A 14284-nucleotide genomic window follows, 5' to 3' on the forward strand; every position below is an offset into this window, starting at 1 on the left:
TCATGCCTCTCCCCGGACGTGCACGGGCGTGACCCGTGCCGGTTGCCACATGGACCTGCCAAGTTCGTGTACGTGATCGAATCGGGCGCGGTAGGCCTCGGCGCCGTGCATGATCATCACCAGCATGCGGCCATGGCTGCGTGCGAAGATCGCGTCCATCGCAATCTCGCGGCTGGCCGTATCGAGGTTGGCGACCGGCTCATCAAGAATGTAGAGGTCGGCGTCCTCGCCCAGCACCATCGCCAAGGCGATCTTCTGCTGCTGCCCTGCCGACAGGGTTTCCGGCAGGCTGTCGGCGATCCCGTCGCCGTCCATCCCCAGTCGCGCCAGCAGCACCGGATCGGCGCCGAGGTCGCGCACCTTCAGCGGAGGGAACTGCAGAGGAAGCGTGATGGCGCGGATACGCGCCGGTCGCAGCAGCTGGCCGGCGACGGGCTGGAAGTACCCGGCCAGGACGTTGGCCAGGGTCGTCTTGCCGCTGCCATTGTCGCCAATCACCAGTGCACGTTCACCGGGTGAAAGGGCCAGGGTGAAATCCGAAAACACGGGAGTGGCGCCGTACCCGTAGCCGATCGACGTCGCCAGCAGACCGCCATCAACGTGCGTGGCCGACGCCGCGGCTGCCGGCGCGGTCATGAACTCCGCCACCCGCACCACCACCACACCGTGGCTGTGCATCTCGGCAATGTTCTTGAAGATGCCGATGAGCGTCGTGGCTGAGCGCCAGAAGGCGTTCATGAAGGCGATGAACGAACCCAGTGTCATCTGTTGGCGGAACACGAACAGTGCGCCGACGAAGATCGAGCAGACATCCGAGATCACCATCGTCAGGTCGCTCGCACCCTGCAGGGTCCTCACCACCCTGAAGCGCTGGTAGGTCGAATCCAGCACCTCGCGCAGGCTGCGGTCATGGGCCTGCACCGTCCTGGGGCCCAGGCCGAACGTACAGACCATCTTGAAGGCAGACACGGCCCGGGTCAGCAAAGAAACCAGTTCGGCCTCGCGGTCACGCTCCACCACGGTCAGCTCGCGGATGCGTCGGCCGACCAGCACGCTGACAGTGGTGGCGATGGGAATGATGGCCATCAGCACCAGGAACGCACGCCAGGAGATGATCAGCAGGGCTGCGATCAAGGCGACGAATGTCACCGCCTGGGTCAGGGTGGTGCGTGCGACCGACAGCATCGGCACCACGCCATCCTTCACGTCCGAGCGGATCCGCGCCACATAGTAGCCAGCCCCCTTCTGCACCACCTCGTCATAACTGCGGCCATAGTAGGCGGTCAGCAACGAGGTCCCGATCCGCTCCACGATGCGGTTATCCACGCGCTGCTGCCACAGCGCGCAGCTGTAGTTGCCCAGGTTGGTCACCAGGCACAGCAGCAGATATGCACCGGTAAGCAGCAGGAAGCGATTGAAATCCTGCCGGCTGGCGGCCTCGTCGAAGATCGCGCGGATCAGCAGCGGATGCAGCAGCCCGCCCAGTCCGCCGAACATCGCGGTGGTGGCGGCCACCGCAAGGTAGCGCCCGCGGAGGGGGCCGAGCAGGATCGCGAAGCTGGCGAGGATGGCGCGCACGCTGTGCCGCTGCGCGGTCTGCTCGCGCTGAAGTGGCTGTCCGGCCGGGTGCGGGCGCGCATTCATGCAACCGCCGCCTGCCCCACCCCGACTCCGTCCACTTCCCGTACCACCGCGCCATGCACATCGAGTGCATCCAGGAAGAACTCATCCGGCGCCAGCGTGTCGTACCGATGCAGGGCGCGGATCACTCCGGCGATGCCGGTACCGTGGTCGAAGGAAATGCGGAACAGATTCTCGCCCGGCACCGCCGCCATTCCCTCCTCCTCCTCGAACAGATACAGATCGACGATGCCCTGGTACGGTCGCTCCGCCATCTGCAGGTACCTAGGGTCACCGGAGTAGAGATGGGCGTCGACAAACACATCCAGCATGCCCGACAGGCCATACAACAGGCCGCAGAAGCCGGAATACTTGCGATGGAAGTCATCCACCAGCCGATTCACGTCCTGCCACAGGCCGTAACGGATCGCGACCTTGGCGATGCCCGCAGTCCCCTGCTCCAGATAGGGTTCATAGGTGTTGACCTCTTCCGGTGAGCTGGGGAAGGTGGTCACTCCGGTCTCCAGCTCGAAGCCGTAGGAGAGATCGTGTCGCAGTGCCTGCTCGCCAAGCACGCGCCATGCCGGATCACCACTGAGCTGCGACAGCCTCAGCAGGAACAGCGCCACGCCGGCCTGGCCGTAACCCATGCCGATGCGGACGCCACCTTCGTCCTGCCAGTAGGCACCCCGCTCTCCGTGGTGGACGGTGTCTGCAAGCCGCCGCGCCAGCGACAGCGCCCTGTCGAGATGCCCGGGCAGGCCGGTCGCGTGATGCATGGCCAGGTGCGCCATTCCGATACCCGCCATGCCGTGATAGAGCGAGTGATGCGCATGCAACAGGTCACTGCCGTCAGCGCTGTCGAGCAGGCTGCGGGCGAGTTCCACCTCGCCACGCAGCAGCGCCGACCAGGCGATGCCGGCAAGGCCGGTGAGGAACCCCGGCGGTAGCGATCTGCGATCCAGGGCCTGCAGCTCCTGCGCATAGCGCTCCATCACCGCCGGCGACGGCTGATGACCCACCCCATGGAAGGCGTGGATCACACCGGTCGCCCCCAGACCAAGGCTCATCGTGTTGGTGGAGTGCGCGAACGGATCAAGTGGGAACAGCGTCCGCTCCGGCTGCAGCCGGCTGTGTGCATCCATGAACGCGAGCAGCCGCCGGATACACTGGCGCGGCGCCGGCAACGGGCGCTGCGGCGACGAGAACGGCGCCTGCAGGGTCGCCGGCTGCTGCAGCAGCTGTGCGGCCTCTTCCAGGTCGATACGGTCGTCCACCAGCGCCTGGATGACCTCGGCCACTGGCGTGTGCTGCCAGCCGATGTCCTCCATCATCACCGGCAGCACCTTCTGGAACAGGTCGGTGCGGATGTAGGCCATGGCCATCAGCGGGAACAGGCAGTAGAACATCACCACCGCGGTCGCATAGCGGTCATCCCTGAAACAGCTGGCGCGCTTGCGACCCTTCATGATCCGGCGGAATCCGGGCGTGTGGATGTCATCCCACTCATCGCTGCCGTCCAGGAACGCGGCCTCCAGGTCGATCAGGCGCACACGCATGTCGCTGCGGTCGACCATGATGTTGGACGGCGAGATGTCACCGATCACCACTCCCACCTTGTGTGCGCGGTCGACCGCGCGAAGCAGACCGGTGAAGATGGTCACGCACATCCCGTAGTAGTCACTACCATCGCGTGCGCTGGGACGGGCCTTCATCAGCGGCGAATGCTTGAGCATCAGCTCGCGAAGATCGAATGCATCCAGGCGCTCTTCCACCAGATAGCTGTTTTCCCAATCGGTGAATGCATCCAGGCAGCGCGGCGAGGCGCCCACCGGGCCCAGCAACTCCAGATTGCGTCGTTCGCGTGCCAGGCGGCTGGTGGCGTCGAGCCCTTCCCCGTGCATTTCCACATGGGGCCGCGCCTCCTTGATGACCACTTCCTCCCCGGTGACCTGGTCCAACGCCAGGTAGACCCCGCCCGTGTTGGAGAACCCAAGCGCGGCCTGCACCTGATAGCGGCCCTCCTTCAACGTCATCTCGCCGGGATCATCCTCGCTGGGGAACGGGTCGGTTTCCCAGGCAGGCACCTCGAAATAGGGATTGCGCAGGTCGGGAACATGGCTGCCGTCGGGCGCGACCAGCATCGGCACCTTCTGGCCGATGAAATCAAGCCGGTACACCTGGCGCATGCCGCCATAGCGGTAATACAGGCAGCGGCAGTCCTTGTAGCGTCGATCGGACAGGATGTACGAGCCATCTTCGTCCTTCAGCGCCCCATGCAGCTGCTCGATGAAGCGCGTGAAGACCGCAAGGTCCAGCGGATAGAGCGTGATGAACTTGCCCGAGCCACCGCGTGGCCAACGCTTGGAGCTCATCATGCGCAGCGTGTTCATGTCATTGGCGAACTTGAACTTCACGCGCTCGGCCAGGGCCATCCGGGTGACGGTGCGCAGCAACCGCTGGCAGTTCTCCTGCGTGGCTGAAACGTGGATCTTCCAGCCTTGCGGCGGCAGGTTGCCGGCGACCGGGTCGCCATGCGTCGCCAGGTGCGACCAGACACCGATGCGATGGATCGTCCACGCCATGCCGGCCGCCTCGATCTCCGCTTCAACGATACTGCGGAAATCTTCGCTGGGCCGGTACTGGTTGTAGCTCAATTCGTAGAACCGCTCGTCGCCCCCCACATAGGCGGCCTTGTCCATGTGGCGTGCTTCACGCAGTGATCGTTGACGCGCTGACATCGTCTCTCCCTGGTCGGTTCCACGGCTCATTTGCCCGGTGCACACATCCCCGAACGCCTCGCACATGCGCGATGGATGCATTGCGGGCGCTCCAGCCTGCAGGCATCGCAAAATGCGGAATGCGGATTCCCTGCCTGCTTCATTCGTAAGCACGGCGTGAAATCCGCCGGCTATCGCTGCAATGCAGCCGCCCGGAATGTCCCTGCAGATCGATGATTGCCACCGTACCTTGCCGCTACATTGCGCAGGCGATTCTCATTCCACAATTGACTTGACTCATTCCAATCGGCAATGCCATTTTCCATCCGCCACGTATAGACCGGGGTTCTTCAGCAACTGCAACAGGGCTTTGAGATTGCGTGGTGCAATCGCGCAGTGAATCATTTCATTGCGTAACGCGTGGGAGGCACGCATGCCTCCCGATCCCATGTACGACTAAGGAGAGTTGATATGAATCGCGTCCTGAATCTGCAGCGCCTGATGATCGAAAACCAGCAGGAAAACCTGGGCAACAGCTGCAGCAGCTCCGACAGCAACTGCTGCAACGGCTAAGCCTCTCCGGCTTGCCTGAGGTGGTGGTGCGCGCCCACCACCTCGACATCTGCCACAGCGTGATGCACCGCCACGTGGCAGGTCTCCATACGACGTAGAGATCGCTTGGCAGGCAGCCGTCCGCTGCCCGCGCTGCGCGTCCTGCATCTGCCAATGCCAGGACAGGCATCCCGGGGGGGGGGATGATCAGCCAGCTGCAGCACGTGCTGCAGCCGTGACCATTGCTCGGCCCCGCTGCGACCTCACCACCATGACGGACGCTACGCAGTGCGCCTGCACGCCCGCCGGATCCAGCAATCAGGAAAAGACGCAGCATGCGCATCCTCGTGGCCATGGACGACGCCGAACTTGCACAGGCGCTTCGCAACGTATTGCAGAGCCGCAACATGCTGGTGGACCTCGTGGCAACCTGGTCACTGGCCAAGGCCGCGGTACAGGCCGTGGAGTACCGCGCCCTCATTCTCGACCGCTGGCTGCCCGAAGGCGATTCACTGAAGCTGGTGCAGATCGTGCGCGGCTTGCGTACCTGGCTGCCCATTCTGCTGTTGGGGCGCCACAACCACGCTGCCGACTGCATCGCTTGCCTGGATGCCGGTGCCGATGACTACCTGCCCACGCCGTTCGAGTTCGACGAACTGGCCGCGCGGCTGCGCGCGATTACCCGGCGCCTCGACGCTGATGCCGGCCACATTCTGAGAATCGGCAATTTCACGTTCGATTTTTCCAACCGCATGGCATTGGTAGGCGGTGCGCCCCTGAGCCTGCCGCGTAGCCAGCTGCTGCTGCTGGAAGCGCTTTGCGCCCGCCAGGGCCGGATCGTCCGCCATGAAGTGCTGAGTGCTGCCGTGCACCTGGCCGGCGCCGACGGCGGTACCACCGTGTTGGATCCGCACGTATCACGCCTGCGCCGTGCCCTGCGCTCGGCCAGTGTCAGCATCGAGTCCAAGCGTGGGCTGGGCTACATGCTGAACGACGACGCGGCCTGATCAAAGGCCATCGGCGCGGGCCGCAAATGCAACAGCCGGGGCGGTAAACCGCCCCGGCTGCCAGTCCCGCTGATTGGGCCGACCGCTGCGGTCAGGCGGCCTTCATTGCGTGCTTTCGCGCACGCATGACGTTGTGGCACTCCTGCACTTCCGGAAGCAGCTGGGTCACTTCCTGGCGCACGGCCGGCGGCAGCTCGTTGTCCTGCAGCACATCCTTGAACGCGCCCAGCAGGCGGTCCTCGGATTCTTCAAGTTCAGCCACGTAGCCATAGTTGGTGTCACCGAAAGCGGCTCGAACCTTGCCGTAGAACTGCTGCATCGAACCGACCACGGTGCCATGTTCGGCCGGCTTGCCACCGCTGGCGGCCACTGAGCCGCTCAACGCCGCCACGATGCGGCCCTTGACGCCAGCGATGCGGGTGAACAGTGCCGACAGCTCGGCATCCTTGACCTTGGTGGCCGCTTCTTCATAGAACGACTTGCCATCGCGGGCGATTTCGATCAGGTCGTTGAGGCGATGTTCGATGGTGGACTGGGTGCTCATGGCGTCGCTCCTGTGTGCTCGAAAGTCAGTGGAGAATGGCAGTGCATCTGCATTGCCTTCGACCCCACTGTGTGCAATCGCGTGTGCCAACCAGGTGAGCACGAATTGATGCACGCATCACCATGCGAAACACCTGCTGACTTCGTCATTTCAAGCATCGTCGGCTTTCACGGAATCTGAGCGCGTTGCACGCGTTACCACGGTGCGGTGACGATGATCAGGGTGACCAGCAGCGCGATTGCCAGGATCACCAGCAGCACGTGCCATTGCTTCCAGGTGGGTCTCGGCTTTCCAGGCGTATTCATCGATGGGCTCCTGCGCAGGCGGGGAATGGGGTTGCCAGACTGAAGCGCAACGGCATCGCACAACGTCGACGTGAGGTGCACGTTTCGTGCAGACCTTGCTGGAATATCGGGCCGCATCGGCCTTCCGCACCCGTGCCTGGCGGCATATTCAGCAAGTACCACACCCGACACCGCCAGCAGGCTGCCACCCAGCACCCCATCCGCTGAGTGACTCACCCAGCAGCAGCACCGCCAGTGCGGTGGTCACGATCGGCACCAGGCTGAAGAATCCCGAAACGCGCGCCGCGCCCAACCGCGAAAGACCGGTCATCCAGCTGAGGGGCGCAAGGATCGATGCACACACCGCAGCGAAACCGAAACAGCCCACCGCGGTCAGGTTGTTCACTCCGGCAGCTGCACCGGCAGCAGGATCAGCGATGCCGCCGTGGCCTGCAGGAACAGTGACTCCAGCACCGTCAGCGGAATCTTCCGGCGCTGCATCAGCACGATGCAGGCGGCAAATGCACGGCCGAATCCGTGGCCGAGATCGCGCAGCGGCCTCACATGAGCGTGCGCACGCTGGAGCGCATGGCGCGCAGTGAACTGGGCATGTCACTCGGCGGCCGGCGTGGGCGTGTGAAGTTCGTGCGCGCCACCGAGGCGCTGTGCACACGCAAGCCGATCAGCCGCATCGCCGGGGAGCTGGGCTATTCAGGCGTCAGCGCGTTTGCCGAAATGTTCAAGCGGCACGCGCAGTGCACGCCCGATCAGTATCGGGAGCAGCATCGGGCCGGGTGAAGGCCCGCATCGAGGGCTGTCGATTTCCCGCCCCGTCGCTCGTCGGAACAGGAAAGGCAGGCCCATCGGCCTGCAGGAGCGCTCCAATGCCACCGATCCTCACCGCCTTCGCCGCCTCCCCCGACCGGGGCCAGGGCCTGGCCCGTGACATGCGCGTGCGCTGGGCGCTGGAGGAACTGGCCGTGGCCTATGACGTACAACTGCTCAGCTTCGCCGAGCTGAAGCAGCCCGCGCACCTGGCACGGAATCCGTTCGGGCAGATTCCCACGTGGCAGGAGGGCGACCGGACCCTGTTCGAATCCGGCGCCATCGCCCTGCACCTGGCCGAACAGCACCCCGGCCTGCTGCCGCGCGATCCGGACGCCCGCATGCGCGCGATCATGTGGGTGTTCGCTGCGCTGAACACGGTGGAGCCCCCCATCGTCGAGCGCTCCATGGCCTGGGTGCTTGAGCGCGAGCAACCCTGGTACGCGCAACGGCTGCCAATGCTCGATGAGCGGGTCCGGACGCGGCTGGCCCAACTATCGACGTGGTTGGCCAGGACAACGTGGCTGGACGGCGAATTCAGCGTGGGCGACCTGATGATGGTCTCGGTGCTGCTGCGCCTGAAGAGCAGCGGCCTGCTCGACGAGTACCCACAGGTCGCCACCTATGTGGCCCGGGCCACGCAGCGGCCCGCCTACCAGCGTGCGTTTGCTGCGCAGCTGGCGGTTTTCCAGGACGCCTAGCGCTGCGCCTCCTCCCAGGCAACAAGGGGCCAGCAGTCACGCAGGCCCCATGCGTTACTTCAATCGACGCGATCTCCAGTTCAGGTAACCCCGCCAGCCAAAGGGAGCACTAAAAAGCGCAACCGCACCGCACGCCAGCAGGCCGTTGAACATCCAAGGGGTCAGCTCCGGGGAACCTGCCGACATGGATGGAAACACGAACCCGCATAGCAGTGCTCCCACAAAGGAAGTACCGAATATGACCGTGGAACCCAGGCCTGGTGAAACTCGCATCGATCTATTCCTCATCAGTTCCGGTTGCAGGTCACCTTGACCTCGGTCAGCCTGATCGTGCTGGTGCAGGTGACAGACTGATTGCCCGCCCCCGTCACCGGGACACCGATGTTGTTGAGCGCATTGACGAAGCTTCCCATATCGGTGGCATTCCCATTCGGGAATTCGAAGCGATGCGTAACGCCGCCTCGCCCCTCGCTCAACTGTGTAACGCTAAGCGGAATGGAGTTACCGAACCTGTCCTTGTAAAGGAGGGCGTTGGGCTCCCAGCGACGGTTGATCATGCTGTAGTTGTAGGAAGCGGTAGACCCGTCAGCATAGCGGATCTTCTGCGGCGCCCAGACATCGATGCCAAGCGAGTACGCGCCGGAAGCCAGGTAGATGTAAGTCTCGAAACGCTGCCCCAGATGCTGGCTGACCGCATCCCTTCTCTGCGGATTCTGGATGTCATCGTACACATTGGTCGGGTAGCCGGGCTCAGACAGGCTGATCACCGATTGAGCGACTATGCGCTTGAACTGAAGATAGTTGATCGCCGGTTGCTCGACCGGGAGCTCGTCGATGATGACGAAGGGTTCGCAATCCATCGCGCCGGGTTCCATTTTGTCGCAACGGATGCCGCCTTCACGATCACGCATGACGCTGAACTTTCGTGCCATGTTGCCCGATGGATTCAGTATGTAGAGGATCCTGTGCGACGGCATACTTCATGAGCATCGCGCGCCACACGCGATGTCACTACCGCTTTGAAGGATTGAGAGCGCTTGCCATACCCGGCACTTCTCCCGCAGCGACGACACTGTCAGTGCAACCTGCGCCGGCAGGCGGCCTGCACCAGCATCAGCTGCGCCACCAGGACCAGCATCGCGCAGCCCGACAGCAGCCACGGATCGATGTACCACTGTTCGTTGAAACTGAAGTCGCCGGCGGAAATGCGCTTCCAACCGTTGAAGTGCTGCATCGCCGCCACCACGAACGCGAAGGCGCCCGCGCTGTACGACAGCCAGGGCACCACGATGCCGCCCGGGTGCGCGAACAGCGTCAGCAGGCCCAGCACGCCGATGACCGTGCGCTGCACGCGGCAATATGGGCAGACATAGGCCATCCCGCTCCATTCCACCGCCCAGGCCAGCAGGCTGACCAGCACGGCCGCGGCCGCGGCGGCATACAGCATCGTGGGCGTGATCGTCCTGCCTGCATCGTGTGCCATCCCGCGCTCCTTCGTTCAAAGACCCCCGGCAGGGTAGCAGCGTGGCAGGCTCAATCCTTCTTGAAGACTGTGCGCTTGCCGATCGGGCTGCCCTTGCGCGCCGTCGGTCGCGCCAACCCGGGAATCAGGAAGTCGGTGACCTTGTGGCCCTTCTGGATCCTGGAAGCGAGCCAACGCGGCATGCGCCCGCGGCCGGACCAGGTCAGCCGCTTGTATTCCGGGTCTCGGTATTTGGCGGCCACTTTGCCGGTTCTGCGCCGTGCCGGTTTCCGGCTGGGTGCGCCCGCTTCGATGGCTTCATCGCCAAAGAGTTCTTCGAGGGTATATCCCGCTTCCGCCGCGGCGGCTTTCAGCATACGCCGCACCGCGCTGGCAGGACGGCGGTTGGAAATCAGCTGCTTCCGCTGTTCAGCGGCAACCACCAAGGCGCCCAGCTCCCGCAGGCTGAGCGATTCAATATCGATCGTCATGCTGGAAAGGTCTACTGCCGCGCGGCGCCTGTCAAGGCGGCTTGCCCCCGCGTAGACACGGGCTTCACTGCGGGTGGGCTCCGATCGCCTTCGTCGGCCATCCCCGAGGACATCCCTGTGAGCACCTCATCGCATTCGCTTGCCTACCTGCTTGCGCGCATCCTGCTGATGGCGCTGTTCCTGGTCTCCGGGCTGGGCAAGCTCGGCGATCTCAGCGGCACCCAGGCCTATATGGAAGCCATGGGCGTGCCCGGCATCCTGCTGTGGCCAACGGTCGCCTTCGAGATCGGCAGTGGCCTGTGCATCCTGCTCGGCTTCCAGACCCGGCTGGTGTCGATCGTGCTGGCGGGCTTCAGCCTGGTCACCGCTTTCATCTTCCACCACAACTTCGCCGACCAAACCCAGCAGATCATGTTCCTGAAGAACCTGGGGCTGGCCGGTGGGTTCCTGCTGCTGGCCTGCACCGGGGCCGGGCGCTACAGCATCGACGGGCGCGGTCGGCGCGGGTAAGCCTCGATTCGAGGTGTGCACGCGCTAGCGGCGAAGTTCGGCCTCTGGCGCCAGCGTGTGGATCACCTTGCCCTGTGCATCCAGGAACTCGATGGCACCGTAACCCTCGGCCATGAGGGTCCGGCCACGTTGAAGGCGCGCTTGTACTGCAGGCCATCGATGATCGGCGCCGGCGTCTTGACCTGGGTGATTCGCCAGCGTCGGACGCGAATGCCGGAACGCATTGCGATGCAGCCAGAACGAAGGACGTACAAGCACTGCGCATCATGCGATCTCCTGTCGGGATCGGAATCAGCATCCGCACGCCAAGCATGCCTGTGGTCGACGACCCCGCGCGGTGACACCGGCATGCTGGCGATGGGTCGACACCATCCCGTCAACCACGCCCCCCGACGTCGGCCTTCCCCCTGTGCACGCCGCCGGACACGGAAATGATCCCGGCATGCGGACGGGGACATGCCGACAATGCCCTGGAACACCTTGCGGAAGGCGCTCACGTCGTCGTATCCAACTCTCACTCGCGCGGCGTTGGATTACTTGTCCCGCTGCGAGTCCGCACCGTCACTCGAATTCTTAACTCTTCAGAATTCGACCAAGCCACCTTTGTCCCAGATGGCCCACAAAACAGCATGATGGCGCCCTACGGATTCAGGGATTTCGTTCATCTTCATGCGTGACATCGGACAGTTCTACGTAATCAGCGTCGAGGGAGTGACGCGGGCAGACGGCACCCTGCTGCAGGTCACCCGAATCGATTGCTCCTGCATCAAGTGTTCCTGGCAGTTCAGGGCCATTCCCAACCATGGCCTTGTCGATCTCGACGGTGCGGCTGCCCTCAGTTGCCCAACCTGCGGCAATCACCAGTCAGTCAGCCGCGCACGGCTTGAAGAGCTCAATCGACGCAGCGACGAATAGCCTGCACTTCAACCATCCATCAACACAGCACCGACACGACCGATACCCGGTGGGCCCTATCGTTCGCCAACAAGCACCCCCCGGCATTCCCATGAGTCATACCGGCATTTTTCAGATCACCGATCTCACCTACAAGGCTGGGGAGCAGGGCGACCTGGCCCGCGCACTGCAGATCGTCGCCACCTGCACCGCCTGCGGATCGACGAGCGTGTGGGACGAGCATGAGATGGAACACGTTGCCGGTGGAACCGTGCTGTCATGCCGTGGCTGTGGTGTCCGCCAGGCCATCAGCAACGCGCGCCTTTCTGGCTGCGCTTCCGACATCCGCCATCCGCGCCGCTGAGCGGCGCGCAGTTCGTACTGCGTAGCCGCCGGCAGGGGCAGTCGTTCACTCGGCTTTTACAACGCTGCGACGTTTCAAGCGACAACGCGCACTGATGCATCTGCCTGCATCCAAGGGCCGCGCCAGCGCGTATGTAGGATGCCCGCGCCTTGCGGGCATCCCATAGAGGAACGCGCCGTGAAAGCCCTTCAGCGGATAGCCGCCACAGTCAGCTTCGCCGTACTCGTCTCAGCCACTTCAATGAGCTTCGCCGCCAGTACCGTGATGGTCGGCGGAGCGGAGATGTATCCCACCAGGACCATCGTCCAGAACGCCATCAACTCCAAGGACCACACGACCCTGGTCGCTGCGGTCAAGGCAGCGGGCCTGGTCGATACCCTCAATGGCGCCGGCCCCTTCACTGTCTTCGCGCCCACCAATGCAGCCTTCAGCAAGCTGCCCGCAGGTACGGTCGATACGCTGGTGAAGCCTGAAAACAAGGCACAACTGACCAAGATCCTGACCTACCACGTGGTGCCAGGCAATTACAGTTCAGCGCAGCTGATGGCCGATGCCAGGAAGCACGGCGGCAAGGCCACGCTGAAGACCGTTGAAGGTGAATCCCTCACCGTCGCACTGCATGACGGCAAGCTGTGGGTCATCGATGCGAAGGGCGGCAAGGCGGGGATCAGCATTGCCGACGTCGGCCAGTCCAATGGCGTGATCCACGTGATCGACACCGTGTTGATGCCGAAGTAGTTGCAAGCAGCAGGACGAGCACATGCGCGGCAGCCGCATCGCGGCTGCCGCCGTCTCCTCCCATGAATCAGCATCGCGGCTGCGGGGCGGGTGACGCGCTACCTCATGTATCAGGAGCGTGCAGCGGCGTTGGGGCCTTGGTATCCCTGTCAGTCAGAAGGGGGCCTTGGATTCCAGGTGATTACCTGACGTCGTAGATCTCGCATTCGGTTGGGACCATCGGTTCTCAATGCTCGCTCGCCAGCTCGCAGAAGGCAGCGGGTGCCTCCATGGGGAACGTTGCGCCTTTCTCGCGACTGCGCTGGCGGACGCGATCACGACGAATGTCATGCGGGGTATCCAGGAGATGCACCACCAGATCGTAGGCTGCCCCCCCTGACCTGCGCGTCGAAGAGGGTCTTCGTACCAACTCGAGAACCCACAGGCCGTAATACTCCAGTGGTCAACTTAGAAGCCAGCCAAATTGACCATGAGGGAAGCAGCCATGCAACTGGAAGACATCGAGCGCATAGGCGACTACGTCATGCCGGAGCGCCCTGCAGTACGCTCAGATCTCGCACTGATCTTCGGAACTCGGCACGGAGTGGAGGATTTCTGCCAGGCAGTAGTCACCCTGTGGCACAAGAGAATGTTCCGGAAGGCAGTCGTTTCCGGTGGCATGACCGCAGGTCTTCACGATTCAGAAGCCGAAACCATGGCTACCCGCCTCATGGAGTTGGGAATTCCAGAGCATGTGCTCATCATCGAGCCGCTCGCCATGAACACTGGTGAGAACGTATGGCGCTCGCGCGAGCTTGCCGAGCGCATGCTGCCTCTCGAAGAGAGACGGAGCGTCATTGCCATCGGAAAAATCTGTTCCGCGCGTCGATATCTGATGACAATGGCCCGTCATTGGCCAGGGCCAATCGTTACCGCGCAGTGGGTCAACTATTTCGCGGTGGACAAGAGTGACTGGCACCTGGATCCGGAGTTCGCCGAACGCGTCAGGGCCGAGTACGTGAAGATCCCGCACTACATAAGGAGGGGATTCCTGATCGAGCTTCCAGAAAGCTGATCCAGGTGCTGCCAAGGCACGCTGCACGCATCACGCCACGACGCCGTGTGCTGTTCAGGGCTACCGAGCGGCAACACCGGGCCTGGCCAGCCCGAAGTCTCAATGCAACGTAAGGATCCCAGTACTTCCTGTAGGCCATTATCTTGCCGCTTTCGAGCGTCACCATGGAGATATGGTCCTGGCGATAGAGTTAGCCGGCGTGGCCGCCTCCGTGTACTCTCCGCGCACCTGCCGGCGAGGACCAACCATTCGTTTCTTGCTGCCTTCCTTGTCATGGCAACAAGTGTCCATTGCCTGTCGATGCGCAGTAAATCCGGTGGAACCCTATCGGCGCCCGAGAATTATTTCCGATGCTTTTTCCGCCGACGCGGTAGAGGCATCGGGCCCGACGCCCAAGCACCTGCTTCTTATGGTGGGCCCACCAGGATTCGAACCTGGAACCAAGGGATTATGAGTCCCCTGCTCTAACCGTTGAGCTATAGGCCCGGCGCAGCGTCACAGTGTAGTGGAGGCCGCGC

Annotated in this window: 15 protein-coding genes, 1 tRNA gene and 1 pseudogene; 9 read left to right on the top strand and 8 right to left on the bottom strand. The window is 63.3% G+C overall.

The features are described from left to right. Both AC5QAB_RS05035 and lanKC read right to left on the bottom strand, forming a co-directional pair. On the bottom strand, positions 1–1644 hold the full coding sequence (locus tag AC5QAB_RS05035; RefSeq protein ID WP_495233197.1) for an ABC transporter transmembrane domain-containing protein: 1644 nt from the start codon (positions 1642–1644) through the stop codon (positions 1–3). Continuing rightward, a complete protein-coding gene (gene lanKC / locus AC5QAB_RS05040) occupies positions 1641–4361 on the bottom strand; it encodes a class III lanthionine synthetase LanKC (RefSeq protein WP_495233198.1) in 2721 nt (906 codons plus the stop codon). Before lanKC ends, AC5QAB_RS05035 begins: the two co-directional genes overlap by 4 nt. A gap of 450 nt (positions 4362–4811) precedes the next feature. Here lanKC and AC5QAB_RS05045 point away from each other — a divergent pair, with 450 nt between their 5' ends. After that, the gene (locus AC5QAB_RS05045; protein WP_014038605.1) at positions 4812–4913 is read left to right on the top strand and encodes a class III lanthipeptide; all 102 of its coding nucleotides are present in this window, start codon (positions 4812–4814) and stop codon (positions 4911–4913) included. Positions 4914–5227: 314 nt separating this feature from the next. Beyond that, the gene (locus AC5QAB_RS05050) at positions 5228–5899 is read left to right on the top strand and encodes a response regulator transcription factor (protein ID WP_032958333.1); all 672 of its coding nucleotides are present in this window, start codon (positions 5228–5230) and stop codon (positions 5897–5899) included. Positions 5900–5990: 91 nt separating this feature from the next. Here AC5QAB_RS05050 and AC5QAB_RS05055 read toward each other — a convergent pair whose 3' ends face one another. Next, on the bottom strand, positions 5991–6443 hold the full coding sequence (locus tag AC5QAB_RS05055) for a PA2169 family four-helix-bundle protein (protein WP_014648535.1): 453 nt from the start codon (positions 6441–6443) through the stop codon (positions 5991–5993). A gap of 453 nt (positions 6444–6896) precedes the next feature. Beyond that, complete coding sequence (locus tag AC5QAB_RS05060) at positions 6897–7133, bottom strand: EamA family transporter (RefSeq protein WP_232017591.1); 237 nt, start codon at positions 7131–7133, stop codon at positions 6897–6899. 122 nt (positions 7134–7255) lie between these two features. Between AC5QAB_RS05060 and AC5QAB_RS05065 the strand changes: the two are divergent. After that, positions 7256–7525, top strand: a pseudogene (locus AC5QAB_RS05065) (helix-turn-helix domain-containing protein); the annotation flags it as partial. A gap of 86 nt (positions 7526–7611) precedes the next feature. After that, the gene (locus AC5QAB_RS05070) at positions 7612–8253 is read left to right on the top strand and encodes a glutathione S-transferase family protein (protein ID WP_046432704.1); all 642 of its coding nucleotides are present in this window, start codon (positions 7612–7614) and stop codon (positions 8251–8253) included. A 287-nt stretch (positions 8254–8540) separates the two neighbouring features. Here AC5QAB_RS05070 and AC5QAB_RS05075 read toward each other — a convergent pair whose 3' ends face one another. The 3 genes from AC5QAB_RS05075 to AC5QAB_RS05085 all read right to left on the bottom strand — a co-directional run bounded on the left by AC5QAB_RS05075 (position 8541) and on the right by AC5QAB_RS05085 (position 10206). Further along, on the bottom strand, positions 8541–9164 hold the full coding sequence (locus AC5QAB_RS05075; RefSeq protein ID WP_227864596.1) for a hypothetical protein: 624 nt from the start codon (positions 9162–9164) through the stop codon (positions 8541–8543). 164 nt (positions 9165–9328) lie between these two features. Continuing rightward, entirely contained in the window at positions 9329–9736 is a 408-nt protein-coding gene (locus AC5QAB_RS05080) for a hypothetical protein (RefSeq protein ID WP_262216774.1), read from the bottom strand. A 50-nt stretch (positions 9737–9786) separates the two neighbouring features. Continuing rightward, positions 9787–10206 (bottom strand): H-NS histone family protein, encoded by a 420-nt coding sequence (locus tag AC5QAB_RS05085; protein ID WP_041863852.1) that lies wholly within the window; start codon positions 10204–10206, stop codon positions 9787–9789. Between the two features lie 117 nt (positions 10207–10323). Between AC5QAB_RS05085 and AC5QAB_RS05090 the strand changes: the two genes are divergently transcribed. From AC5QAB_RS05090 to AC5QAB_RS05110, 5 genes are all read left to right on the top strand, one after another. After that, complete coding sequence (locus tag AC5QAB_RS05090) at positions 10324–10716, top strand: DoxX family protein (RefSeq protein ID WP_262216773.1); 393 nt, start codon at positions 10324–10326, stop codon at positions 10714–10716. A 669-nt stretch (positions 10717–11385) separates the two neighbouring features. Beyond that, a complete protein-coding gene (locus AC5QAB_RS05095; protein ID WP_014648541.1) occupies positions 11386–11631 on the top strand; it encodes a hypothetical protein in 246 nt (81 codons plus the stop codon). 91 nt (positions 11632–11722) lie between these two features. Next, the gene (locus AC5QAB_RS05100) at positions 11723–11974 is read left to right on the top strand and encodes a hypothetical protein (protein ID WP_014648542.1); all 252 of its coding nucleotides are present in this window, start codon (positions 11723–11725) and stop codon (positions 11972–11974) included. A 177-nt stretch (positions 11975–12151) separates the two neighbouring features. Beyond that, on the top strand, positions 12152–12712 hold the full coding sequence (locus tag AC5QAB_RS05105; RefSeq protein ID WP_032958323.1) for a fasciclin domain-containing protein: 561 nt from the start codon (positions 12152–12154) through the stop codon (positions 12710–12712). A gap of 484 nt (positions 12713–13196) precedes the next feature. Continuing rightward, positions 13197–13766 carry a YdcF family protein gene (locus tag AC5QAB_RS05110; RefSeq protein ID WP_262216772.1) on the top strand — a complete coding sequence of 190 codons (570 nt, stop codon included), beginning with the start codon at positions 13197–13199 and terminating at the stop codon, positions 13764–13766. A 410-nt stretch (positions 13767–14176) separates the two neighbouring features. Here AC5QAB_RS05110 and AC5QAB_RS05115 read toward each other — a convergent pair. Then, a tRNA-Ile gene (locus AC5QAB_RS05115) sits at positions 14177–14252 on the bottom strand. Positions 14253–14284 lie beyond the last annotated feature (32 nt).

The organism is Stenotrophomonas sp. YJH_SMC_127 (genome assembly GCF_059372445.1).